This is a genomic window from Vibrio penaeicida (assembly GCF_019977755.1).
Lineage (GTDB): Bacteria > Pseudomonadota > Gammaproteobacteria > Enterobacterales > Vibrionaceae > Vibrio > Vibrio penaeicida.
Genome location: NZ_AP025145.1, coordinates 1309043 through 1334889 on the forward strand (window position 1 = coordinate 1309043; position 25847 = coordinate 1334889).

Below are 25847 nucleotides of genomic sequence, written 5' to 3' on the forward strand. Positions count from 1 at the left end.
TATGTCACTAAATGAAGTGCATATTTCCAGCTTAGTGGTGCATGTGTCACCAGAACATCTGTCACAGACAAAGTCTCGAATTGAAGAGTTTGACAATGCAGAAGTTTTTGGAGACAGCCCTGAAGGGAAAATTGTGGTGGTTTTGGAAACAGAAAACCAAGGCTTCATCACAGACACCATTGACGCGATTAATAACTTGCCGGACGTCCTGAGCACAGTTTTGGTTTATCACCAAATCGAAACTGACCTAGACGACAAGAATGAAAACACTGGAACGCAACATTCCCAATTAGAGGGTGAAGTATGAAAATGACAAGACGTGCGTTTGTGAAAGCAAATGCAGCAGCATCGGCAGCAGCCGTCGCAGGTGTAACACTACCTGCATCGGCCACCAATCTGATTGCCAGCTCCGATCAAACTAAAATCACATGGGACAAAGCACCTTGTCGTTTTTGTGGAACGGGTTGTTCAGTATTAGTGGGAACTCAGGGCGGCAAAGTAGTCGCAACTCAGGGTGATCCTGAGGCACCTGTTAACAAAGGTCTTAACTGCATCAAAGGTTACTTCCTTTCTAAAATCATGTACGGAAAGGATCGCCTGACTCAACCGCTACTGCGAATGAAAGACGGAAAATTCCACAAAGACGGTGATTTTGCGCCAGTTTCTTGGGATACCGCTTTCGATATCATGGCAGAAAAGTGGAAAGATGCGCTGAAAAAACGAGGACCGTCTGGTGTCGGAATGTTTGGTTCTGGCCAATGGACCGTAATGGAAGGTTATGCTGCAGCCAAAATGATGAAAGCGGGTCTAAGATCAAACAACATTGATCCCAATGCTCGTCACTGTATGGCATCTGCTGTTGGCGCGTTTATGCGCTCATTCGGTATCGATGAGCCAATGGGTTGTTATGACGATTTTGAACACGCAGACTCTTTCGTACTGTGGGGTTCAAACATGGCTGAAATGCACCCAGTACTTTGGACACGTATTACCGACCGTCGATTAAGCTTTCCTCACGTCAAAGTTAACGTACTTTCCACCTACTACCACCGTTCATTTGAGCTTGCGGACAAAGGCTACATATTTGAACCGCAATCCGACCTTGCTATCGCCAACTTTATTGCACATTACATTATCGAAAATGATGCTGTTAACTGGGATTTTGTTAACAAACACACCAATTTCAAGCAAGCGACGACAGACATCGGTTACGGATTGCGCGATGACGATCCTCTACAAATGAAAGCTCAAAACCCTAATTCTGGGAAAATGAGTTCTATTTCCTTTGAAGAATACAAAAAGTCTGTTGCCCCTTATACCGTCGAAAAAGCATCAGAAATGTCTGGAGTTTCACAAGAAAAACTCATCGAGCTGGCTAAACAGTATGCCGACCCAGACACTAAAGTGATGTCACTCTGGACAATGGGTATGAACCAGCATACTCGTGGCGTTTGGATGAACAGCTTGATCTACAACATCCACCTTCTTACGGGCAAGATTTCAACGCCGGGTAACAGCCCATTCTCGCTAACCGGTCAACCTTCTGCATGTGGTACAGCGCGTGAGGTAGGTACATTTTCTCACCGTCTACCTGCTGATATGGTGGTTGCTAACCCTAAACACCGCGCATACGCAGAAAAAATATGGAACATTCCTCCAGGCGTTATTCCACCGAAACCTGGGTACCACGCTGTACTTCAAGACCGCATGCTAAAAGACGGTAAGCTAAATGCTTATTGGGTAATGTGTAACAACAACATGCAAGCGGGTCCGAACATTAACAATGAACGTCTTCCTGGATATCGCCATCCGGACAACTTTATAGTGTGTTCAGACCCCTACCCGACAGCAACGGCTCAAGCTGCCGACCTTATTTTACCTACAGCAATGTGGATTGAGAAAGAAGGCGCGTACGGAAATGCGGAGCGTCGTACTCAAGCTTGGTACCAACAAGTTGACACCGTCGGCGAGGCAAAATCTGACCTTTGGCAGGTAATGGAATTCTCTAAACGCTTCAAAATGGAAGAAGTTTGGACCGAAGAAATGCTAGCCCAAGCGCCTCAGTACAAAGGCAAAACCATGTACGACATGTTGTTTGCTAATGGACAGGTAGATAAATATCCAATAGAAGAAGCTCGTGAGTTAAATGACGATGCGCACCATTTCGGCTTCTATGTTCAGAAAGGTCTGTTTGAAGAATACGCGGAATTCGGACGCGATCACGGTCACGACCTAGCACCGTATGATGTTTATCACCAAGTTCGTGGTCTTCGATGGCCAGTCGTCGATGGCAAAGAAACGTTATGGCGTTATAAAGAAGGCTCCGATCCATATGCGAAAAAAGGATCGGGTTGGGATTTCTACGGTAAGCCGGACGGTAAAGCACTGATTATTTCCGCGCCGTACGAAGCACCACCTGAAGCACCTGATTCTGAATTTGATCTTTGGTTATGTACTGGTCGAGTTCTTGAACATTGGCACACAGGCACAATGACAAGACGAGTGCCAGAGCTCTACAAAGCAGCACCTGATGCTGTTTGTTACATCCACCCTGCTGACGCAAAAGCACGTGGTCTTCGCCGTGGCGAAGAGGTTCTTATGTCTAACAAACGCGGCGAAGTTCGAGTGCGGGTAGAAACCCGAGGCCGAAATCGTCCACCAGAGGGCTTGATATTTGTGCCTTTCTTCGACGCTAGAATCCTAATTAATAAGCTGATTCTTGACGCGACCGATCCGTTATCGAAGCAAACCGACTTTAAGAAATGTCCGGTGAAAATCACCAAGATTGCGTAACGCAAAGTCGAAAGATAACACTGACCGCCATTGCGGCGGTCTGATCAGAATTTAGCCACAAGGCGGAGATTTAGAATGAAAAAACTCATGTTAACACTGCTGTCGGTGGGCGCAGTATTAAGCGGAACAGCGGTTGCTGAACTTGAAAATCTAGGTGGAATCGGGGGCGTCGAATCCCTTCGCGGTGTAAGCGAATTGGAAACAACTCGCCCTGCAGACGATTTTAAAAAGTTCCCTAGGGAACAAGTTCTGGAAAGCAGCTATGTTTATCAACCACCATTGATCCCTCATAACATTCGTGGTTATGAAGTTTCTTTGAACGCCAATAAATGTCTCGCTTGCCACAGTTGGAAGAATGCAAAAGAAATGGGCGCCACGAAGGTCAGTGTCACCCACTACGTAAACCGCGAAGATGCAGTGCTGGCAGACATGTCACCAAGACGTTACTTCTGCTTGCAATGTCATGTTCCTCAAGCAAACGCAAAGCCGCTTGTAGAAAACGAGTTTAAGAGTGTCGACTCACTGAACAAGTGATTAGTCACTCCATAAGAGGCGAATTATGAAAATACTAAAAGCGTTTTGGAAGAGACTGATAAGCCCTAGTAAGGCAGCCGTAGGGGTTGTGCTTTTTATGGGTTTTGCCGGTGGTTTACTCTTTTGGGGAGCGTTCAACACGGGTATGGAAGCCACAAACTCGGAAGAGTTCTGTTCTGGTTGCCACGCACCAATCGTAGCTGAAATTCAAGAAACTATTCACTATTCTAACCGTTCTGGTGTTCGTGCTATCTGTTCTGATTGTCATGTCCCCCATGATTGGGGTGACAAAATTGTTCGCAAGGTTCAAGCATCTAAAGAGTTGTTTGCTCACTTTGTGTTAAAGACAATTGACACACCAGAGAAGTTTCAAGATCGTCGAGCCTACCTTGCAGAAAGAGAGTGGTCTCGATTTAAGAACAACGACTCTTTGGAATGTCGAAATTGCCACGAATTTGAGTTTATGGACTTCTCTGAGCAAAGCACAAGAAGCGCCAACCAGCACTCAACGGCGTTAGCTTCTGGTGAAAAGACATGTGTCGATTGCCATAAAGGTATCGCGCACAAATTACCAGATATGCACGGTGTAGAAGGCTGGCAATAAGGAGATTTAAATGAGTAATCTAGAATCAATTATCTGGCATGTGTTGGGCTATTCTGCAATGCCAGTCATCATTATTGGTGGTTTCCTAGGGGTCGCAGCCGTGTCTTTATGGATACTATCACTTGGAAAAGACAAGAAAGTAAATTGATAGAAACCTTTGCTTGCTGAAGCCTGTATGGCTTAAAAAAAGAAAACTCCCACTATTGTGGGAGTTTTTGTTTTAAGCCAACTGTGTTGTTAGTATTATTATTTCGAGATATTAAGCGGTTTCCGCTTCTTTCTCTTTTACTATGTCTTCAATCACTGGCAGCGTTTGTTTTACATAGTTTCCAGGAGCGAGTCCCAGTACTGGGTAGTCTTCATTACCAATGCTAAATGGCTCGCGCTGTTCTTCTGGGTTAAAGCTCAACAACCACTTGTTCCAATGCAACCACCATGAGCCATCATGATGTTCAGCATTTGTCATCCACTCTTCAGCAGTGTCATCAAGATTATCGTTTGTCCAATACCCGTACTTTTTCTTGTCCGGGTGGTTAACAATGCCCGCTATGTGACCGGATTCACCAAGTACAAACGTCTTGTTTCCGCCAGTGTTAAGTGCACCACGATAAGTGCCTTGCCACAGAGCAATATGATCATCTTTCGTGGAAATAAAGTAGCTTGGGATACGGATTTTATTCAGATCAATCCAAACACCACCAATTTTTACGCCTTTATCTTTAACAAGCTTGTTCTCTAAATAAAGCTGGCGAAGAAGGAAATTGTGTGTTTTAGCCGCTACATTCGTACTATCACTGTTCCAATACAACAAATCGAAATCTACTGGGCTATTGCCCTTCAAGTAGTTATCAACGTAGTAGTTCCAGTATAGGCTGTTTTCACGCAATAGACTGAATGTCACGCTCAATGAACGTCCATCCATGTAACCTTGTAGATTGTTCTGGGCTTCAATCGCTCGAATTACAGTGTCATTGATATACGCACCGACTTCTCCTGGTTGTGAGAAGTCTAACAATGTCGTGAAGAAAGACGCAGATTTAATCCGCTTTTTCATTCTTTTCGCAGCATAATAAGCAACTGTAGAAGCCAATACCGTTCCACCTATACAATATCCAGCAGCATTAATTTGCTCCTGTCCAGTAATAGATTCAATGGCATTAACTGCTTTTACGACACCCTCAGTAACGTAGTCACCAAACTCAACGTTTGCCTGTGATGGACCTGGATTGCGCCAAGACATCATGAAAACGGCGTGGCCTTGTTCAAGCAGCCACTTAACCAACGAGTTTTTCTCTCGTAGGTCAAGAATGTAATATTTATTGATGAATGGTGGAACAATTAGTAGCGGTGTCGCATTGATTTGCTCAGTAAGAGGGCGATATTGAATGAGCTCAAATAGCTCATTTTGAAAAACCACTTCCCCTTTGGTATTGGCGACATGCTCACCGATTTGGAATGAATCGGTATTGGTCATACGAATTTTAAGGATGTCTGCACTTGCTTCAACATCTTCTCTGAAATGCTGAAGACCTGTTACCAAGTTTTCGCCATTCTTCTCCATCGTCAGTTTCAGTAACTCTGGATTAGTTGCGATAAAGTTGCTTGGCGACATTGCGTTAATCGTTTGACGAGAAAAGAAATTCAACCTTTCTTTGGTTTTCTCGTCTAATCCTTCAACTGCGTCAATCGTGTCCATATAGGTACGACTGAAGAGTAAGTAAGATTGCTTTATGAAGTTGTAATAGGCGTCTTCTTGCCACGCTTTGTCCTGAAAGCGTTTGTCGCCTTTTTCAGATTCTATAACCGAACCTTGGTTGGCTTGGAGTGCTACTTTTTGCCAAATTTCCAGTTGCTGCTCCCACCATTTGGTTTGAACTTCCAGCATTGCTGCTGGTTGTTGAGCGGCTTTTTCTAGTAATTCGGTGGTGTCTTCAAGGCTGATTTCTTGCATTGCCTTGTTTAGAGGAGTGTTAACGGCTGCCTTGCCTTGCTCAAGATCTTTCCACCATTGCTGGTTGCTCTCTTGGAGCTTAACAAGGTAGTCCGATAAGAAGTTTTGAAACATGATAAAACCCTTTCATCGGATCAAAAAAACGCCACCCAATAGGGTGGCGCCATCATCTTAAGCTGGAGTAGAAGCTTTCAGATTGTCTGCAGTAATAGTCTCAACATCATCTTTAAATTCAGTAGCAATAGACTGCAGTTTATTGCTATCTTCTGTTAGCTGCTGAGAAAGGCGAGTAAGTACAGATAGCTGCTGGTTGCTGAAAGAAGCCAAAGAAGTTACATCTCTTACTTCACTTGCTGCTTTCATCTGAGAAAGACCTAGCTCGCTGTATGCGCGAATGGCATTTAGGTGTAGCTCAGTCACTACTTCAGCGTTTTTTGCGACTAGTTTGTTGAACTTTGTGTAAGGTTCAAAAGTTTTTTCAGTTTGGTCAGTGAATGCTTTAAAAATATCTGTGTACATGGTGTCTCTCCTGATAAACAATTTTCCATTGAGTGAATCGATTTCAATTCATTTGAGGCAGTAGCCTCAATGAGTAAAACAGTCTTTAACTGCGTTTAAGTACCACAGCCGTTCCCATTCCACCGCCAATACATAACGATGCCACACCTGAGCTGCTGCCCTGACGTTCCATTTCATGGATTAGAGATACAATGATTCGGTTTCCAGACGCCCCTAGAGGATGACCTAGTGCAATTGCGCCGCCATTCATGTTTGCTTTTGAAAGAATCACGTCTTTTTCAACTTCGTGATGTTCAGCAAGTTGATGAACAACGCCGAGAGCTTGAGCAGCAAACGCTTCATTTAGCTCGAACACGTCAACATCTGAGATAGAAAGTTCAGCTTTACTTAGAGCTGATGTCACAGCCTTAACCGGTCCTAACCCCATGACTTTGGGATCTAGACCTGTCTGTGCATAAGAAGCCAGTTCGCATAGAGGTGTTAGGTTTAAGCGCTTTACAGCAGACTCCGATGCAACGACCAATGCACTCGCACCGTCGTTAATACCGGATGCATTACCGGCGGTTACCGTACCTTCTCTATCGAAAGCAGGTCGTAGTTTTTGCAATCCAGCTAGGCTCGCATCCACTTTTGGGTATTCATCGGTATCAAACGTGATCGTTTCACGGCGGCTCTTAACTTCGACAGGAACGATTTCTTGCTTGAATTTCCCTGCCTCAATCGCAGCAACTGCTTTTTGTTGGCTCGACAACGCATATTCGTCTTGAACCTGGCGAGTTAAACCAACTTCCTTAGCAATGTTTTCAGCAGTAACACCCATGTGGTATTGGTTGAAAACATCGGTTAAGCCATCTGAAACAAGCAGATCTTTGAAGTTAAGATCACCCATTTTGTGACCTTGGCGTAGACTTGTTGGGGCAGCAAAAGGAATTTGTGACATGACTTCAACGCCCGCAGCAACAACCACTTCTGCGTCACCACTTCGGATATGAGAAGCCGCATCCATCAACGTTTTCATACCACTGCCACACACCATGTTGACCGTGTATGCAGGTACGGTTTCTGGTACACCAGCAAAAATGGCGGCTTGACGCCCTATGCTCATGCCTTGACCAGCAGCAACTACGTTTCCAACGATCACTTCATCAACGTCTGAAGGTTGAACATTGGCAGCTTCTAGTGCCCCTTTGATTGCTACTGCACCCAGTTCACCAGCAGGTGTATTTTTCAGAGTGCCGCCAAACGCGCCAATGGCAGTACGCTTTGCCGCGACGATATAAACTTTTTCCATTGTAGAATCCTTAGTAACGTTGAATTAACTCATGTACAAACCGCCATTTACCGACAATGTTTCACCGGTAATGTAGGCAGCTGCGTCGCTTGCAAGATAGCTAACCGCTTTTGCGATCTCTTCTGGCGTTGCGAGTCTCTTCATTGGGATTCCACTCTTAATGGACTCAAGTACGTCTTCTCTAATAGCCGTCACCATAGGCGTAGCCGTGTATCCGGGAGCAACAACGTTAACTGTTACACCTGCACGTGCACCTTCGGCAGCCAGTGATTTAGAAAATCCAATCATCCCTGCTTTTGCAGCAGCGTAGTTGGCTTGCCCGAACTGACCTTTTAGACCGTTTACTGAGGAAATATTGATGATTCGCCCACCACCCTTTTCACACATTGCGGAAAAAAGAGGCTGGGTAACATTGAATAGACTGTTTAGATTGGTATCGATAACTTCAAACCAACTGTCAGCCGACATTTTTTTGAAGACTCCATCTCTGGTAATTCCAGCGTTGTTAACAACAATATCTGGCGTACCTTCTTCTACGAGAAGTTTCTCAAGCCTTTCACTGCATTCTGCAGTGTTCGTTACGTCAAGTTCAAAGAGCAAGACTTGCTCTTCGGTGAATTGCTTCTCATCGAACCATTCTTTTGCACATTGATAATTCCCAGTGTAGTAAGTCGCAATAATACGATAACCTTCACTAACCAATTGAGTGCTAATAGCCGACCCGATTCCTCCCTTGGAACCAGTGATCAAAGCGAGTTTTTCCATTAATGACTCCGTTCTTACAACAAGCGTGACGCAAGACGTCAAAACCAACTGACGTTATTTTTAACGTCTCAATGAGATTTATTCTTAATCTATTTAATACGTTCAAAGATTCAGATTTATTTTTAATTTAATAGAATTCTATGACGTTTTTATTTCTTGTTATTTAAAATAAGCAACATTTCTAATAAATCTACTTACAAAGTTTGGTTTATCGCCAAAACAAGATCACCATCTCAAATATCATGCACTTATGTTAACGAAATACTGAATAAGAAACTTATATTTTACATTTCAGAAACATTATCGAGCAATTTTTAATCAAAAGCTTTATTTATCATAGAGTTACGCTCGTTATATATAGATGTATTATTAAATAATAAAAACTATATATTCATTGTTATAAAACACATTAAACATCAATGGATAAATAAATTGATTATTCTTCATCTAATTACAATGACAGTTATATCATCAAATATTATTTTCAGATCAAAAGTGATGCCAATTCATAAAATAAAGAAGAGTATATAATTTGAGGTTATTTACTTAAATATAAATACAGGAATGGGAAAAAATAACCTTAGGGTGGATTTTTCATTCTCTATTCATTCAAAATTTTGATATTAAAAGTTTCTAATTTTGATCATATGGAAGACATTACCTCAATCGTTTTTTGTAAAATCGATTAGCATACTGGGTCATTTTTCAGTAGAAAAGCCAGTTATAAAACAACTTGGATCATTCAATCTACATTTCCAATGTTTCTTTATAACTGGCTTTCAGGTGCGCACTAGCTAGAGGTAAAATTTAGAACGTGAACGCTAAACTGCCTGATGCGCCAAACTGATTGTTTCCCGCGTAACTACCTGCGAGATCAATGTTAACCACATCAAAGGGGCTGAAACCTAGCCCAAATGTGACAGAATTGTCTACTGTACTTTTGGTGTCAATCTCATAACCTAATCGTAATTGAGCCCAGTCCCAAGCGTTCGCTTCTGCTCCGAGTCGGACAAACTGAGTATCATCATCGACTCCTACAAAACGCGTTTGAGCCATTAGATCAGCATCTGCTGCCAAGGTAAAGAACTCTGAAACAAAAGCTCCTCCTACTGTTATCTGCGGCGACAGTTCGTATACAAAGTTCGTTTCAGTAGTTATTGATTGTTTTAGAACGTCTTTAATGGCTAACGCCCCTCTAAAATTATCTCCGAGTAACCATACCGCGCCCAAATCTAAGTTGAATGCTGACTCTGTTGTTTCTCCTTCATCATAGTCATTGATTTTGAAGTCATTAACGTTAATGTTTTGCGAGTACGTAGTCAGGTTTTGAAACTTAGGAGTCACACCAAAAGAAAACTGCTGACCACCAACGTTAAGTTGCTTAGCTAGCGCTACCCCTATTTCGGTGTAACCAAAAGCAACCAAATCTACATCGGTGTTTTGAACTCGCTGCGTCGTATCCGTAAGACCATCAGATACTTTCGACGCTACGTTTGTTACCCCAATAACTTCAACGTAACCAGCAGTAAATAGGTTAACAGACACAACTTGAGTTGGAATTGCTACCGCCAGTCCGAGGTTTCCAGACGCGGTAAGGGGTTTGTGACCAGACAATGAATCTAGTTGACCGTTTAGCTCTTGAAGTAAAGCTGTGCTAGGTGATGACTGCACTTTTTCAAAGGTGTTTTGCACATCATCAATAAGCTCTATTGCGTTATCGGTATCCCGAACTTTCACTCCACCAGCAGGAATAAGCAAAGCAAAATCATCTGAATCTTCACTGACCGCAGAAAGCGCTGGGTTGTAGAATGGAGCGACTAAGTATTCCCCAGAGGCAACCCCAGTATTCCCCATACCATTTCCGCGCCCATCGGCAACATGATTAGCTGCGCTGACAGACAGCGACAACAAAGATAAGCCAAACACCACTGCATTTTTGTTATTCATAATCTATTCCAATTATTATTTATGTAGCTCAACTATTTTCATAAATGATATGAAGATAATTTCTCTTTCAATAGATTATTGTAATGTATGACTTGAGTTGCGACCGCGATTTAATGTGATCTATAACGCCTTTTAGAAAGGTTGAACCGGATAAGAAAAAGAATGTTAATTTAAGAAAGTAAAAAGGGATACGCCAGAAACGAGTTTTTCTTTCTGCGCTTTTGGCAATTGCTTGATTTTGTATTCTAGTTTTAACGCTGCACTTTTAGAGTCTGCAACGTAGAACCACTCAAGTGTTAGAGGCATTTTTCCGCGTAAAAACTTTGCCCCTTTACCCAGCTGATGCTGGCGAAACCGACGAATGACATGGTCGGTTACGCCACAATACAAAGACGCGTTTTTGTCTCTTATAAGGTAAACAAACCAAGCGTCTTCACTTATCATTGATTAATGAGCGCTCGAAGCTGGGCAAGAGAATCCTTAAGCTCTGACACTTCTAATTTTAGCTCAGCCACTTCACTTTCTAGCGCATCTACTCTCGTTGTATCGCCAGAAGACTCAATTGAAGCAGTAGCAAGAGATTCGATATCAACTTCACCACAGAATAAGTGCTGATAGCGAGATTCACGCTTTCCTGGCTCACGAGGCAGTTTTACAACTAATGCACCCTCTTCACGTGCAGCAAGCCCTTCCAGTACACTCTCCGTTTCTTTTACATCAGTAAAGGTACAAAGCCTGTTTGTGCGTGTACGGAGTTCTCCTGGCGTTTGCGCTCCTCTGAGTAGCATGCAGCAAACTATCCCTTTTTCTTGCGCAGTAAACTTCAAGCTTCCAAATTCTGTATTACAGAACCTATGCTGATACTTCGCAGCACGAGAGTTAAAGCTGCTTTCGTCGGTCACGAGTCTGCGTTGTATGAGTGAGTCCAATGCGTTTTGTACATCACCTTCAGATAATGAGAGTACAGGGTCTCGATTGCTCTTCTGATTACATGCAGACGTTAAGCTGTTTAAAGTAAGCGGGTAATGATCTGGCGTAGTCACTTCCTTTTCTATTAAGCAGCCAATCACGCGAGCTTCAATAGCGTTCAATTCAATGCTCATTCAACCTTCCTTTTTGTTCTGCCCCCTGATACTAACCCTTATCTAGTGGTTAGTTACCAAAGGAATTCGTTGTGGCTTGCCATCCAAAGATAGAACAACTATTTTACTTCGGCTCAGTTCTATCTCGGTAATTTCTTGCAACTGACGACCTGTTTTATACGAGGAACTGAGCTTAGTTCTTGTGGAAGCGCAGTTCTCTTTGGTGTCGCATTCATCTATAGGTGTCATAGTTTCGCGGTAATTGTTTAAATACTTAGGAAGATGATATAGCGGTTCAGGAGTTCAACACAACTGTTCTCAGAGTGTATGTTTAAATTTTCATCATAAGATGCAAGGGATTGATCTAAAGTCTGTTAAGCGTTCCTGCATTATGTTTTAATCAAAAAAAGTTACTCGTTTTGATTTTGGGGAAAAAATCCTATGAACAACGTATTTGAAATCGTTAACCAAGCTCGTCGTAAAAACAAACTAAAGCGTGAGTTGCAGGACAACGATAAGAAAATTCGTGATAACACTAAGCGTGTTGATCTACTAGAAAACCTACTGGACTACATCAAGCCAGAAATGAAGCCTGATGAAATCGTTGCTATCATCAAAAACATGAAAGCTGATTATGAAGATCGCGTTGATGACCACATCATTAAGAGCGCAGAAATCTCTAAAGTTCGCCGCGACATTAGCCGTAAGATCCGCGAGCTAACAGAAGCAGATAAGCAAACTCAAGGTAAAAAATAAGCCGATTCGCTTATCCAAAACCGCTTTCTAACCCCTGCTACGCAGGGGTTTTTATTTCATTCCCTCTTAAAATCTCCGCATCAAGTTTTACTGATTCGTTCAACACAAATAGGTATACAAGATTTATTTTTAACGTTTAACGTTTGCGTAATCGCTTACTTTCACTTTCCTTAACACCTTGTATTCCAGACCTATTCAGCTCTTGTTATAGTTAAACAAAATGACCATTCGGGGCAAGGATAACCCCCACCATCTCATGAAGAGAAGAATTGGTAGCTGTAACACCGATGAGACTATGAGGGTCAAATAATGGAATTTAGCACTGTAGAAATTTTAGGTTACGCATCGTCAATCATGGTAGCGATCTCGCTAATGATGAAAGACATCGTATTGCTTCGAGTACTTAACTTTATTGGATGTGCACTTTTCACAAGCTATGGCCTAATGATCGACGCTATGCCTGTTGTCGTCACCAACGGATTTATCGCTTGCGTGAATGTATACTTCCTTCTCAAAATGTATAACGAGAAAAAAGCTGAAAACTTGGAAACGGCAAAAGCGTAAATACTTTTCCCTTACCGATTGAAGTTCAGTCAATTTTATTAAAAAAAGCTAACTATAGAAGAAAGACCCAATCGCATTGCCATTGGGTCTTTTTTTATATTCGAAAAAGGAAACACTGAATTTGATAAAAAGCACTAAGCTTGATAAGAAAAGCACTATGTTTGATAAGAAAGAGTTTGAAATACGGGGTACATACTCGCCCCGTAAGACGACAAATACTTCCCAACTCTAGAAGACGCAATCTCTGCTACTGGGTAATCAAAGCGGCTGTTCCACTCAGTAGTTAGATCCATCTCTTTAATCAAAGCATCGCTAATTGCTTTAGGCGAAGTACCGCCAATAACAATGCACTCGGGATCAAACCAGCTCAGAGTAAGCAGCAGTGCGGGCATCAACCGTTCTGCTGAGCGTTTTATCCAATTCGCGACAATCGGATGAGTGATATCGGGAATATCTTCCAACTTCACCACATCTAAACCTGCATCTTGAAGCTCTATAATCAGTTCTCGAAGACACGGCCTCAACTTATCACGCCTATTAAAAAACGTGCCGATTTCTCCCGCATTGTTGTGCCTGCCTGAATAGAGTTTTCCATCCATAATCACAGCCCCGCCAATCCCGTGACCTATTTCAATCAAAACCAAATGCTTTGTCTCTTCCCAAAGCCCAGAATAATATTCACCGACTGCAGCCACCTTACAGTCGTTATCGATCCAGACCGGATAATCGAACTGTTCTCCGAATAACGCCGCTAAATCAACATTTCTCCAGTGCTTCATCTGATCGATGGTGTGAACACATTTGCCATCAGACATATGTGGACCAGGCATCGAAACCCCTATTCCCAGAATTCGAGCATTCACTAATCTGTGCTTTACCGTTAGTTTCTCTATCGATTTCTCAATGAGAATAATGGTGTCCTTTAAAGGTTGAGATTCGTCGTAAAAAATTTCGACGCGATCCAATATCTCACCAGTAAAATTGGCAAGCGCTAAGTCAATCTTTGCGATATGAAAAGCCACACCAAACGTAAAAGCAGCATAAGGCGACAATGAAACGGGCTTTGCTGGCTGTCCACGCCCGCCTTTAACTCGCTCACTTTCATGAATAAGCTGCAAACTCAATAGCTCTTTACAAAGAGTCGTCACTGAGCCTGTACCAAACCCTGTTAACTCGGCAATTTTTGTTCTGGGTAAAGAACCGTGCTGGCGAACAACGCCAAGAACCTTTTTTTGCCCTTCTGTCAGGCTAAGTTGAAGTGGTTTAATTGGAGACAACATGTTCCGTTACTGATTCCCTATATACTGCTTTTACTTGATAAAACACATGAGCTTATTGAGCGAGAGCCTGCTGACCTTTCTCGGTTACTCTATATTTTCTATGTTCAACATTCGGTATTTTAGACGGGTTCAAGCCCTGCTTCGTAAACCAAAGATTTCAGCATTGCTATATCATCGTGACTGATCATATCAATGAGTCCGTCGCGTAACCAACCGATTATTTCATTATGAACATCATAACCAAAGTGCCGATTAAAATGTTCAGTAGGAGATAAACCGTTACTCATCGTTGGCAAAAACATTCTGACACACAACCCTTCGTTCTTATACGCCTGTAAATCTTCGACATGAACATGAGGGTACTCAACACAAACACAGTCCGCATTAGATGCCTTAACCGCCGCAAGCTGATCATTGTAACGTGCCAACGTCACCACTTGAATGTTCAAGTTTTCTATCGAGCTTTTTGCGATATTGAGTAGAACGTGGTCGAACGAAAGAAGTTGAATGTGTTCGATACTACCGGGTAGCGATTTTAGCAGTTTATCTAGCTCGCTAATAAATTCCTTATGCCGCTTACGTTGTTTAACCTCAACAACCAACCCAACCCCACTATCCATTGCCCAAATTAAACACTCTCTAAGCGTTGGAATTTTAGTTCCGGCAAACGATTGATCAAACCAACCGCCGAAATCGAGCGCGCTTAAATCAGACAAACTCATTTGCTCAACATACCCCGTCCCATTAGAGGTGCGGTCGACACTATGATCGTGGATAACAACAATTTCATTGTCTGTGGTCATCGCTACATCTATCTCAATGGAATGCGTTCCTTCTTGCAGTGCTCCCTCAAATGCTGGAAGTGTATTTTCTGGATAAACATGGCAATACCCCCTATGACTATTAACAAGGACCTTTCCCAAATGAGCCACATGGAAATTAAATGACATACAGCAACCTTATTCTTTATTGAAAAGTTTAATAAAACTGTAATCCATCTATGATTGATGTTCAATCTCTTATTGCTGATTATTTTATCATTTCTTTATTCTTTTATTTATCAACTAGATACACAGATATTAGTCGAAACACAGTCTTGATTTATCCAATAAGTAGAAGCTCGTCACAATATTTTTGAGAATCATTCATTAGGATTATTCTTTGTAGGCAAGTTTAATAAGGAAGAAAAAAGCCGATGTTGCAAATTAAGGATGTAACTAAGAAGTTTGGAGACTTTGTTGCTTCAGACAATATTTCATTTGAAGCAAAAGCCGGAGAGTTTGTTACGCTTCTGGGTCCTAGCGGATGTGGAAAAACCACTCTTTTAAAGATGATAGGTGGTTTTCTGTCTTTGGATTCTGGAGAAATTCATATCAACGGGCACCAAGTCGACCAGCAACCGCCCGAAAAACGAAGTACAGCGATGTGTTTTCAATCTTATGCCCTCTTTCCGCATTTAAGTGTTTCCCACAACATCTGTTTTGGGTTGGTTCAGAAAAAGATGCCGATAGAGGAGCAACGCGCAAGGTTGGCAGAGGCAATCGCCCAAGTCGGACTTGAAGATCATAAGGATAAGCTGCCGTCCCAACTTTCCGGTGGTCAGCAACAACGCGTTGCTCTAGCACGAGCAATGGTTATGCGCCCAGATGTGATCTTATTCGACGAACCATTATCTAACCTTGATGCCAAACTGCGTGAAAGTGTCCGTTTTGAAATCAAATCGCTCCAGAAAGAGCAAAACCTTACGACAGTTTATGTCACGCATGATCAAGCTGAGGCGTTGGCCATGAGCGACAAAATCGTAGTGCTGAATAAAGGCTGCATTGAACAGATAGGCTCGCCTGAACAAATTTATTTTCAACCTAAAAACCGATTTGTAGCAGACTTCATTGGTGCAGCAAACATTCTTCCAGCCAAGGTTTCTCATACCGACACCAACAATTTATACAGAGTCGAGTGTGAACTTGGCATCTTTATCACTCAATCCGACACCGCACCCATTTCAGAAAATATTTACATTTGTTGGCGCCCTGAGTCGGCTCATGCAGCGCTTAACGACGACGAAAACCAGTTCCAAATTCAAGTGGAGAACCTTGCTTTCCTTGGAAATGTCACAGACTTGTTCGGACGAGCAGCCGACGAACCTAGCGGTCAAAAAATTCGAATTCAGCTCCACCAAAAAATGACTTGCAGAGCTGGCGATAAAGTCTCGTTTCAACTACCTAGAAACGCGATACGTTTTTTGGAGGAGGTATAGCCGTGAAAGCTTATGTACTTCTTATTCCTGGCTTAGGCGTCATTCTGTTCTTGATGGGCAGTGCTCTCTATGCCGTTGTCGCCCAAAGTTTTGGCATGGTCAGCCTGACAGGTGAATCGTCATTTACGTTTACTTTTTGGCAAGAGATGATTTCCGATCCAATTTTACAGCGTTCGCTCGCTTATTCATTACGCACGTCCACTCTAGGCAGTTTGGGCGCCATCATAATCGCTTACCCCATTGCCATGTGGTTAAGTAAGCCATTACCCGCAAAACCACTGCTTATAGGTGTGTTGCGTGCTCCAATGTTTGTACCGGGGTTAGTCGCCGCGTTCTTACTTATAAATGTCATCTCGTATCACGGCATTTTGAATGAAGGGCTGATGGCTTTAGGTCTTCTCGATAAGCCACTCCGCTTAACAAACGATAAGTTTGGTTGGAGTGTGATCCTATTGCAAATCTGGAAAAACGTCCCGTTTGCACTCATTTTATTGGGTGGTGCTATCAACAGTATTCGGAGTGACATTCTTAATGCCGCAGACGATTTGGGAGCCTCTCGTTTTGCAAAATTTAGGCAGATCATTTTCCCGCTCACCATTCCCGCATTGCAAGCGTCTTTGATATTGATATTTATTGGTGCCCTTGGTGATTTCGCCTTTGCTTCTATCGCGGGTTCACGAAACGCTTATTCGCTCTCTATGCTGATGAACTTTACCGCGACGCAGTACTACGAATGGGAGAAAGCCGCCGTTATCGCCATGGTTATCATGCTTGTTGCTGTTATTTCCGCCGTCGTCATTACCTTAGTCACCCAACCTTTCGCAACCAAGACTCGTTCCGTTATTACGACCATTCAAGGGAGGAATTCGTAATGACTAAAAACAGCAAATGGGTCATCTATCTAAGTGTCGGTTTTTTCGTTGTGGTCAACGTATTGTGGCTCGGAATTCCTTTCGCAATGGCTGTGCTTTGGTCTTTGGTCGACCCTGCTCATCCCTGGAGTTTCCCCGATATTTTCCCACAAGTTTTATCTTTTGCCCGATGGTCTGAAATTTGGGAAACCACCTCTCTCGAAGAAGCTCTTATCAACAGTTACACCGTCGCTCCCGCCGTTGCGTTTCTTACGGTTTGCCTCGCGACACCGACAGCCTATGCGTTTGGTCGGTTGGATTTCAAAGGCAAGAAAACGGCAGAGATTCTAACGTTACTGCCAATGGTTATGCCTTCAATGATACTGGCTATTTTCTTCAGCGGAATGCTCCTCCAGCTGGGTATTTCAGAACCTTATGTCAGCATTGTTATCGCACATACGGTGCTCGCTCTTCCCTACGCAATTCGTATTTTAAGCGCTGGGTTTAGAGCCGTACCTCAAGATGTTATCGATGCATGTGCAGATATGGGAGCTAGCCGCTTTACCACCTTTCGTCATGCCTTCATGCCGATGCTGAAACCGAGCATGCTGGCTTCACTCATCTTTTGTCTGGTGATCAGTATTGAGGAATTCAATATGGCTTACGTATTGGGTGCCCCCGACTTTATTACCGTTCCAACCATTTTGTATTCCTTTCTGGGGTACTCATTCATCCGTCCGGATGCGGCTGTGGTGTCACTATTTCTAGTGATTCCTAACGTCATACTTATGCTCATTATTGAGCAACTTTTAAAAGGAAATTACTTGTCCCAATCCACGGGCAAAGCTTAGTAAACGAGGAAATTATGTTGAAATTTACCCCCTTAAAAGCGCTACTAGCTGGAATGCTGGCTTGTGTCGCGACGTCGGCATCTGCATACGACGTCACTAAGATGACATGGAAAGAAATAGAAGATCAGGCAAAGAAAGAAGGTACGGTTAGCTTTGCGGTATGGTACCTGCAACCCGGGTGGCGTGAGTTTGTAAAAGGCTTCGAAGACCAATATGGAATAAAAGTTCGAATCCCTGAAGGTACATTAGACGGAAACCGAAATAAGCTAATTGCGGAAAGTAAGCGTGAAAAAGGAAAGCTTGATGTCATTGCTTTAGGTGCATCGAATATTAAGATTTTCTCTCCAGAAAAAGTGCTTTTAAAATTGGATGTATTACCTGAGATTACAAACCTTAAAACGGAAAGTGAAGGGTTTGACTCAGAAGGTTACGCGGTCACATTTTGGGGTAACCAAACCGGTATTGCGTACGATCCTTCACGTATCAAGGAACAAGACTTGCCCCAAAGTTTTGAGCAGCTGAGCCAGTACATGGAAACCAACTCGAAATCATTTGGCGTGAACGATCCAAATGGCGGTGGTTCTGGTGGTCGGTTTATTGAAGCCGCGATAAGAAATTATTCTGGAGAACCGAAAGGCAAAAAACTCAGCTCATCGGTAACTCAAAAATGGAGTAAAACTTGGGATTGGTTCAATCAGTATGAAGATAACATGGTGATTACCGCTTCTAACGCCGACAGCCTAACACGAATCAACGATGGTGAGATTGTTCTTGCTCCTGCATGGGAAGATCACCTCGCTGGCTTGCAAAAGCGAGGAGCAATAACCTCACGTCTAAAGTTCTACATCCCTAAATTTGGTATGTCAGGTGGCGCTAATTTTGCGGCTATTGCCAAAAACAGCCAAAGAAAAGCAGCGTCTGTACTTTTCTTACATTGGCTAACCAGTGCTGAGACTCAAACAGCCTTGAATGCGAAATTCGGCGTTGCACCACAACACCCAAATTCCGACGCCAGCCAAGCACTCGTCTCTCAAGAGATGCGCAGCCGCTCTACTCAACCTTTTAACGCCATTTACGGTAAAGAAATGAGTAAGCAGTTTACGCAAAGGGTACTTATGAAGTAACTATGGTCTGGCTCAATAGGCTATTCCCTTCTATTGAGCTATAATCATTCTCCCCTCAAAAACAGATGCGGAAGCATCTGTTTTTCTTTATACAACTCTGACCTTACATATCTTATTCATTGACCAAAGTGGAGCGACTTTGCTTAAAAGCCTCCTAGCTCTTCGGGAATTATTCGCTCGATCTAACATTTTAGGGTTCTTCACACGTTATATCCTATATGGATGCCAGAATAGCTTCTATACTCAAAGAAAAATTAAAACTTTTATGCACCTAAGGCGGTCGGGTATATGAATTTTTCACACAGGTTATTGGGTCTTTTCGCTACTCTTTTCATACCGCTTCATTCTTCTGCTGACACATCTTCCATCAATATTTACCTCGATGCTGATCGATCCAACTACATTGAATCCGCCCGCTCCATTGAACAGGGTATAAAAACGGCATTCCAGGAAGTGGACAATACCATTCAGGGGCGCAAAGATAATTTCGTCGTTCTAGATCACAAGGGTAATTCTGTCCGAAGTAAAAAAAACATGGCTAAGTTCCTTAACGATCCCGACGCTTTGGTCATTTTTGCAGGTCTTCATTCGCCCCCGTTAATTAAATACCGAGAATACATAAACAAAAACCAAATACTCACACTGGTGCCTTGGGCGGCTGGCGCGCCTATTACGCGTTATCCGAGTAAAGAAAACTGGGTGTTTAGGCTTTCCATAGACGACAAAAAAGCAGGCGAGAGAATGGCAAGCTTTGCTGTAAAAGACAGAAAGTGCAAAACCCCTCATCTATTATTGGAAGAGACACCTTGGGGAAAGTCTAACCAAAGAAACATGACATTAGCGATAGGAAACTTTGGGTTAGCCGAACCCAAAGTTACTTGGTTTAATTGGGGGATAAATGAATCTGGTGCACGAATTAAAATTAGGGAAATAAAAAGAGCTAACGCCGATTGCATCTTAATGGTCTCAAACGCATCCGAAGGTGTTCAAGTCGTTAATGCAATGGCATCTATTCCTTTAGAAGAAAGGCTTCCGATAGTCAGTCACTGGGGTATTACAGGTGGAGACTTTGCAGAGAAAGTTCCTCACGCTATTCGCTCTCGGCTCGATCTTTACGTGATTCAAACCTGTTTTTCATTTCTGTCTTCTCCAGAAACTTCTTTGTCCACTAGCGTCCTTGAACAGGCGATACAGCTATTCCCATCAGAAATCCAAACGCCCAACGACATAAACGCTCCAACAGGATTCATTCATGGCTACGATTTATCCAGAGTTCTGATTCAAGCGTTGTCTCAAATAGAGCTTGGTGAAGATATGGTCGAAAACCGCGCCAAGGTTCGGTTGGCCCTTGAAAGCGTTGATGCGCCCGTTAAGGGGTTGGTAAAAACCTATCACACACCTTTCAGCGCATTTTCAGACGATCAACCTGATGCTCATGAAGCGCTTGGGTTAGAGGATTTATGCATGGCCAAATTCAATCAAACAAACAACATAGCTGTAATTCAAAAAAATAATGTGCGTTGAGGAGATTGCCTTTGCTTAAGTCTTTATCGGCAAGACAACTATTTATACTGTTCATTACTATCGTCGCTGCGCTGTTCGCAGGAATCGGTGGCATGGTGATCAACCACCAAAGCAGAATCGCACTCACGTCACTTCAGTCAGAAGCCACCAAACTTGAACAGGAGTCGGCAAAACGGCACGTTTTACAGTACCTTCAAGATAGAGAAACCGCGTTCAAGCGTTTGTCTTCCTCCCCAGCTTTAGTCAATGCTGCGATGGGAAACTCGGTCAGTCCACAAGAAATATTCGATCACATAAAAAAAGAGCGTATTTTCAATGACTCTATAAAAGTCGCCTTGTTCGACATAGCGAGCGATCTCGTGTTTAACGAGATAGATTTTTCTTATCGAGAGCAACTTTCACTGGACTCGGTTAACAGGATACTAATAGACAATGGCTCGCTAATTGTTTCTCTTGTCCAAAAATACAAAGAGCAGTTTTTCTGGATGTACGTTCCCATTACGTATAACAACTCTGTTGAAGGTGTCTTTATGGTGGAGTTTAAATTCAACAGCCAAGACTTCTTTTCGGGGCTAATGAAGGATGGCCAGCGTTGGATTGCACTTCAGCAGCTTGAAACTAATGTTAACCCTCGCCCATCACAAGCGTTTCCTTGGCGTGTGTTTGAAGTCCCCGTTAATCAGTTTGGTTTGATTCTACTGTATGGCATTAATACCGATTTGGAAAATCAACAGCGAAGTACTCTACTCTATAACCTAGTCAGTACGACGTTCATCGCCTTTGTTGTGTGTTTAATTGGCGCATATTTATTTGGTCGAAAACTACTGGTTCAACCTTTTGAAGAACTTGCGTTGTCTCGGCAACAATTGGCAGAATCTTCTAAGCAGCTAAAAGTACAAGAAGAGGAATCTCGTCGATTGGCAAAAGTCGCCAGGCATGCCAAAGATGTCATCATCATTACTGATGTAAATGGAAATATTACGTGGGTAAATAACGCATTCACTCACCTTACTCAGTATAAAGCGGAAGAAGTTATAGGGAAGAAACCTGGAAATTTGCTCCAAGGGAGAGAAACTAACGCAGACACCAAACGACGTATTCAAAAAGCAGTAAGCAACTGCCAAGGCATAAGAGAAGAGATTCTAAACTACAACAAGTCTGGCGAAACGTACTGGATAGATATAGATATCACCCCAGTTTTAGACGAATCCGGCGTAATTGAAGGGTTTATCGCTGTAGAAAGGGATATTTCAGAGAAACAAAGACTGCAAGCTTCATTAGAAGACGCAAGAGACAAAGCAGAAAAAGCGAACTCAGCAAAATCACATTTTCTCGCGAGCATTAGCCATGAGATACGTACTCCCATGAATGGTATTTTAGGCATTGCACAGCTCATAAACAAAACAGAGCTGACGGATACCCAACAAGAATACCTCGATACCCTACAAAGCTCTGGCTCTCATATGATGTCATTACTCAATGACTTACTCGACTTTTCAAAAATCGAAGCTGGGTTACTGGTATTAGCGCCAGAAAGTTTTTCCCTATTGGACCTTATCAATGAAATTGAAACCACATACACACCATTATGTATGGAAAAGGGCATTGAGTTTAAGTGCTTGCATTCTATCGACAGTTCAGTATGGCTATTGGGCGATAATGGAAGAATTCGACAAGTTCTAACTAACTTAATCAGTAACGCTCTTAAGTTTACTGAGAAAGGCAGTATTACCCTAGAAGTGTGCTTGAATACACAGCCCGAGAATATGCAACCTATGCTAAGTGTCTCTGTATCAGATACAGGAATCGGTATTGACCCGAGTAGGCAAACCGAAATTTTCAGTCCATTTATCCAGGCGGAGAGTAGCACAACAAGAAATTATGGAGGAACAGGGCTTGGGCTCGCTATTGCCGATCAAATATGTAAGGCAATGTCTGGAAAAATTGAGTTACTCAGTGATGTGAATAAAGGAAGCCAATTCATTGCAAGTTTTGCACTGCAAGTGGGTCATTCAGAAAAAAAACGAATAAAAGAAAGCCATTCTGAATACCAAGCAGGCGGCAAAAAAGCGCTCATTGTAGAAGACAACCGTGTTAATAGCATGATCATGAAAAAATTTCTTCAAACACGTGGCTTTGATTGCGATTTTGCTGCAACAGGTAAAGAGGCCATAGACTTAGCAGAAACCAACTTCTACCCAGTTATCTTAATGGATAATCACATGCCAATTATGGATGGAATACAAGCCACAACGATCATTCGTGCACAAGAAGTAAAAGGTAGACAACCGATTATTATCGGCTGTACCGCAGACGCCTACGCAACAACTCGCGAAGCAATGATTAGCGCAGGGTGTGATGATGTTTTGGTGAAACCGGTAAAAGAAACACTGCTCGATAACATGCTACATCGTTTACATGCTACATCGCTTAAATAGAAATCGAGTCGCATAATACCGTCAACTTAAAACGCCACATCTAAATCATTGATACTAAAAAACAAACAGCGAATTCAAACAATCAAACCAACAACAATAGCGCTGAATCACTTCCCTATTTTTAATCGTTTATTGAGTCTTCTTCATCATGAATACCCATAAATAAAATGAGACATAATCCACAGTATTAATCATTTGTGTTAATGAACTGTTACACCCACTATTAGTGTGTGCGATCCAAGTTTTCCTTTACATTTCCTACAGTAACAGCACTTCCCCGCTCTAACGGCTTGCATTTTTGCAGCTATCAACTCTATTACCAGACCAAAATCTTATTGAACATGAGCTTCAAACACACTAGCCTTATTTATATTGAGACTCAAAGTCTCAATATAACAATTGAGATTATCATAACACATCCAATACCTACCACTTTTGGAATGAAAATCACGAAGAATGGACACAACTAAAAGACTTAAGGAAATGAGCATGAAACTAAGACATAACGTTGCGACGTTACTTTGTTTTGGTCTTGTATCGACCCAAACTTACGCCCTAACGCAAGAAGAAGCGAGTAACGTAGGCGCGTACATCGAATCGGTACTGGTACCCAATTACACAAACACAGTAAATTCAACCGGTACAACTTACAAAACTCACCAGCCCCCATCCATTAACCAAGCAGCGGTAGCGTTGGATTATTTGGAGTTTGCAGAAGTCGTTCACACTGCAAACGGATCACCTCGTGGTTGGACAAGAGTGGATAACGTTATCGACTATGATTCAGGTTTCTACGCGGGTATTTATCAAAAATCCAACACCGTTGTCGTTGCGTTTCGTGGCAGTGAACTAGGCACTTCTGACTGGGTTACTAATGGCATTATGGTGCAAGATATGGTCCCTGCTCAGTATGCAATGGCCATAGAAAAATCGATTGAAATTAAAAATCAATATTCTGGTTACCAAATACATTACACAGGTCATAGCCTTGGCGGAGGGTTAGCAACAGCAGCGGCGATAACAACCGGGGATCCTGCAACGGCGTTCGACGCTTCAGGTATTGCGAATGCCGTTTTAAATGAAATCAAATCAAAACATGCTGATCAAGGAAAGCCGTCTAATCAATGGCAAACAAACGCCAGCCAAATTACGAATTTCAACCTAGAAGGTGAATTCGTATCCGACCTAGATTATCAACAAGACGCCGATACCCTTGGTCCTACATCGAAGCAATATGGTGATATTCACTATTTGTCTGCTTCACGATTCACCCCACTATTTCTCGTTAATAATGGATTAACGCGCCACTTCACAACACCTCTCAAAGAAGAGCTGATGTTTCTTTCTCAACCCATTTTTCGAATCAATACTAATGATTACAACGCGATTGACAACGATATAAATAGCTTCACCGCAGCGTTCTATATCGATTGGACAGATGACACCCTTGATGTTCTGTTTTGGCAAACCAACTTTGCAATCAATTCATTGCCAAGCTTGCTAGCCGACCTAGGGTTCTAACCGCGCTCATTAAGCAGTGCATAACACTCTATAAAATCATCACATCAACTATCTATCGACAGTCATTATCTGTCTTAGTAAAAATAAGGTGTTTATCATGAAAACGAAACCATCGATTAAACGAGCTGCTGTAATCAAAACTGGAATAGCGGTTGCCATCTCTGCCGCAACAATTGCAGGTATGCCAGCCAACGCTGAAGATAAAGTACGCTGGAAAGTTCAAGCTGTATTTGGGACACATTTGCCCGCCTTAGGCGACCCAATCAAGTACGTATCTGAACAAATTAAAAAAGCCAGCAACGGTAATATCCAATTCAAAATTTATGAGCCAGGGAAGCTGGTTCCGCCATTTGGAATTACTGAAGCGGTTAAAAATAAACAACTTAACGCTGGATACACTTGGTTAGGTTACGACCAAGGAAAAATACCTGCTGCTGCTTTATTTGCCGCTGTGCCATTCGGAATGGAACCATGGGCTTACGCTTCTTGGTGGTACGATGGAGAAGGCAAAGCGCTTGCAGAAAAGCTGTATGCAAAACACAACATTCACCCTGTTTTGTGCTCTGTTATTGGCCCTGAAACTGCAGGCTGGTTCAAGAAAGAACTCACTTCTCTAAAAGACATAGAAGGGCTTAAAATTCGTTTTGCTGGGCTCGGTGGCAAGGTGATGCAAAAAGCGGGGGCATCGGTCACTGTATTGCCAGGTGGAGAAATTTTCCCTGCATTAGAAAAAGGCGCCATTGACGCGAGCGAATTTTCTATGCCTGCCATCGACCAAATGATGGGCTTTGACAAAATAGCCAAGAACAATTATTTCCCTGGTTGGCACCAAACGTTCACCGCCTCTCACTTAGTAGTGAATGCTGAAACTTGGAAGTCCCTTTCAGATGGTCAGCGCGCCATGATTGATATGGCATGTACCGCGGGTACGTTCCGAGCACTAACACGTGGAGAAGCCCTTCAAGGTTCAGTGATTAAAGGGTTTGAAGCCAAAAACGTCACCGCTCGCCAGTTACCCGACGAAATTTTGGGTCAGCTTAAATCACTCACAGATGAAGTTATGAGTGAAATTTCAGCTAAAGATGCAGATTTTAAAGAAATCTACCAATCTCAACAGGCTTTTGCTGAAGAATACGATATTTGGAAGTCAAAGGCTTACTTACCTAACAACTACTAAAATCAACCAGAACACCCA

General features: G+C 42.6%; 24 protein-coding genes. 15 read left to right on the forward strand and 9 right to left on the reverse strand.

What is annotated here, in order from left to right; all coding sequences use genetic code 11:
- Position 1 precedes the first annotated feature (1 nt).
- The 5 genes from LDO37_RS24150 (at position 2) to LDO37_RS24170 (ending at position 4079) form a co-directional block, all read left to right on the forward strand.
- Positions 2-307 (forward strand): chaperone NapD, encoded by a 306-nt coding sequence (locus LDO37_RS24150; protein WP_126607010.1) that lies wholly within the window; start codon positions 2-4, stop codon positions 305-307.
- A complete protein-coding gene (gene napA / locus LDO37_RS24155; RefSeq protein ID WP_126607011.1) occupies positions 304-2793 on the forward strand; it encodes a periplasmic nitrate reductase subunit alpha in 2490 nt (829 codons plus the stop codon). Before LDO37_RS24150 ends, napA begins: the two co-directional genes overlap by 4 nt.
- A 75-nt stretch (positions 2794-2868) precedes the next feature.
- Positions 2869-3327 carry a nitrate reductase cytochrome c-type subunit gene (locus LDO37_RS24160; RefSeq protein ID WP_126607012.1) on the forward strand — a complete coding sequence of 153 codons (459 nt, stop codon included), beginning with the start codon at positions 2869-2871 and terminating at the stop codon, positions 3325-3327.
- 25 nt (positions 3328-3352) lie between these two features.
- Entirely contained in the window at positions 3353-3931 is a 579-nt protein-coding gene (locus tag LDO37_RS24165) for a NapC/NirT family cytochrome c (RefSeq protein ID WP_101113950.1), read from the forward strand.
- 10 nt (positions 3932-3941) lie between these two features.
- Complete coding sequence (locus LDO37_RS24170; RefSeq protein WP_126607013.1) at positions 3942-4079, forward strand: TIGR02808 family protein; 138 nt, start codon at positions 3942-3944, stop codon at positions 4077-4079.
- Between the two features lie 111 nt (positions 4080-4190).
- Here the strand turns inward: LDO37_RS24170 and phaC are convergent, their stop codons facing one another.
- From phaC to LDO37_RS24205, 7 genes are all read right to left on the reverse strand, one after another.
- Positions 4191-5996 carry a class I poly(R)-hydroxyalkanoic acid synthase gene (gene phaC, locus LDO37_RS24175; protein ID WP_126607014.1) on the reverse strand — a complete coding sequence of 602 codons (1806 nt, stop codon included), beginning with the start codon at positions 5994-5996 and terminating at the stop codon, positions 4191-4193.
- A gap of 57 nt (positions 5997-6053) precedes the next feature.
- Positions 6054-6401 (reverse strand): phasin family protein, encoded by a 348-nt coding sequence (locus tag LDO37_RS24180; protein WP_101113953.1) that lies wholly within the window; start codon positions 6399-6401, stop codon positions 6054-6056.
- Positions 6402-6486: 85 nt separating this feature from the next.
- Complete coding sequence (locus tag LDO37_RS24185; RefSeq protein WP_126607015.1) at positions 6487-7692, reverse strand: acetyl-CoA C-acetyltransferase; 1206 nt, start codon at positions 7690-7692, stop codon at positions 6487-6489.
- Positions 7693-7716: 24 nt separating this feature from the next.
- Positions 7717-8457 carry an SDR family oxidoreductase gene (locus tag LDO37_RS24190; RefSeq protein WP_126607016.1) on the reverse strand — a complete coding sequence of 247 codons (741 nt, stop codon included), beginning with the start codon at positions 8455-8457 and terminating at the stop codon, positions 7717-7719.
- 807 nt (positions 8458-9264) lie between these two features.
- Positions 9265-10404, reverse strand: a complete 1140-nt coding sequence (locus LDO37_RS24195) for a conjugal transfer protein TraF (RefSeq protein ID WP_126607253.1) — start codon at positions 10402-10404, stop codon at positions 9265-9267.
- 165 nt (positions 10405-10569) lie between these two features.
- On the reverse strand, positions 10570-10848 hold the full coding sequence (locus LDO37_RS24200; protein WP_126607684.1) for a GIY-YIG nuclease family protein: 279 nt from the start codon (positions 10846-10848) through the stop codon (positions 10570-10572).
- Positions 10845-11507, reverse strand: a complete 663-nt coding sequence (locus tag LDO37_RS24205; protein ID WP_126607683.1) for a YceH family protein — start codon at positions 11505-11507, stop codon at positions 10845-10847. Before LDO37_RS24205 ends, LDO37_RS24200 begins: the two co-directional genes overlap by 4 nt.
- A 420-nt stretch (positions 11508-11927) precedes the next feature.
- Between LDO37_RS24205 and LDO37_RS24210 the strand changes: the two genes are divergently transcribed.
- Positions 11928-12242: a DUF496 family protein gene (locus tag LDO37_RS24210; RefSeq protein ID WP_101113960.1), complete on the forward strand. Its 315-nt coding sequence runs from the start codon at positions 11928-11930 to the stop codon at positions 12240-12242.
- A 309-nt stretch (positions 12243-12551) separates the two neighbouring features.
- Complete coding sequence (locus tag LDO37_RS24215; protein WP_101113961.1) at positions 12552-12806, forward strand: YgjV family protein; 255 nt, start codon at positions 12552-12554, stop codon at positions 12804-12806.
- 155 nt (positions 12807-12961) lie between these two features.
- Here the strand turns inward: LDO37_RS24215 and LDO37_RS24220 are convergent, their stop codons facing one another.
- On the reverse strand, positions 12962-14086 hold the full coding sequence (locus tag LDO37_RS24220; protein ID WP_126609895.1) for an ROK family protein: 1125 nt from the start codon (positions 14084-14086) through the stop codon (positions 12962-12964).
- A 119-nt stretch (positions 14087-14205) separates the two neighbouring features.
- Entirely contained in the window at positions 14206-15036 is an 831-nt protein-coding gene (locus LDO37_RS24225; protein ID WP_126609896.1) for a glycerophosphodiester phosphodiesterase, read from the reverse strand.
- Between the two features lie 245 nt (positions 15037-15281).
- On the opposite strand from LDO37_RS24225, the gene LDO37_RS24230 reads away from it, so the two are divergent.
- The 8 genes from LDO37_RS24230 (at position 15282) to LDO37_RS24265 (ending at position 25829) form a co-directional block, all read left to right on the forward strand.
- Positions 15282-16343, forward strand: a complete 1062-nt coding sequence (locus tag LDO37_RS24230) for an ABC transporter ATP-binding protein (RefSeq protein WP_126607468.1) — start codon at positions 15282-15284, stop codon at positions 16341-16343.
- A gap of 2 nt (positions 16344-16345) precedes the next feature.
- The gene (locus LDO37_RS24235; RefSeq protein WP_221768527.1) at positions 16346-17215 is read left to right on the forward strand and encodes an ABC transporter permease; all 870 of its coding nucleotides are present in this window, start codon (positions 16346-16348) and stop codon (positions 17213-17215) included.
- Positions 17215-18045, forward strand: a complete 831-nt coding sequence (locus LDO37_RS24240) for an ABC transporter permease (RefSeq protein ID WP_126607467.1) — start codon at positions 17215-17217, stop codon at positions 18043-18045. Before LDO37_RS24235 ends, LDO37_RS24240 begins: the two co-directional genes overlap by 1 nt.
- Positions 18046-18059: 14 nt before the next feature.
- Positions 18060-19169, forward strand: coding sequence for an ABC transporter substrate-binding protein (locus tag LDO37_RS24245; protein ID WP_126607466.1), 1110 nt, complete (start codon positions 18060-18062; stop codon positions 19167-19169).
- A 288-nt stretch (positions 19170-19457) separates the two neighbouring features.
- Positions 19458-20693 (forward strand): ABC transporter substrate-binding protein, encoded by a 1236-nt coding sequence (locus LDO37_RS24250; RefSeq protein ID WP_126607465.1) that lies wholly within the window; start codon positions 19458-19460, stop codon positions 20691-20693.
- 11 nt (positions 20694-20704) lie between these two features.
- Positions 20705-23131, forward strand: coding sequence for a PAS domain-containing hybrid sensor histidine kinase/response regulator (locus LDO37_RS24255; protein WP_126607464.1), 2427 nt, complete (start codon positions 20705-20707; stop codon positions 23129-23131).
- 489 nt (positions 23132-23620) lie between these two features.
- Complete coding sequence (locus LDO37_RS24260; protein ID WP_185829775.1) at positions 23621-24652, forward strand: lipase family protein; 1032 nt, start codon at positions 23621-23623, stop codon at positions 24650-24652.
- 97 nt (positions 24653-24749) lie between these two features.
- Positions 24750-25829, forward strand: coding sequence for a TRAP transporter substrate-binding protein (locus LDO37_RS24265; RefSeq protein ID WP_126607463.1), 1080 nt, complete (start codon positions 24750-24752; stop codon positions 25827-25829).
- The last annotated feature ends 18 nt before the right edge of the window (positions 25830-25847 follow it).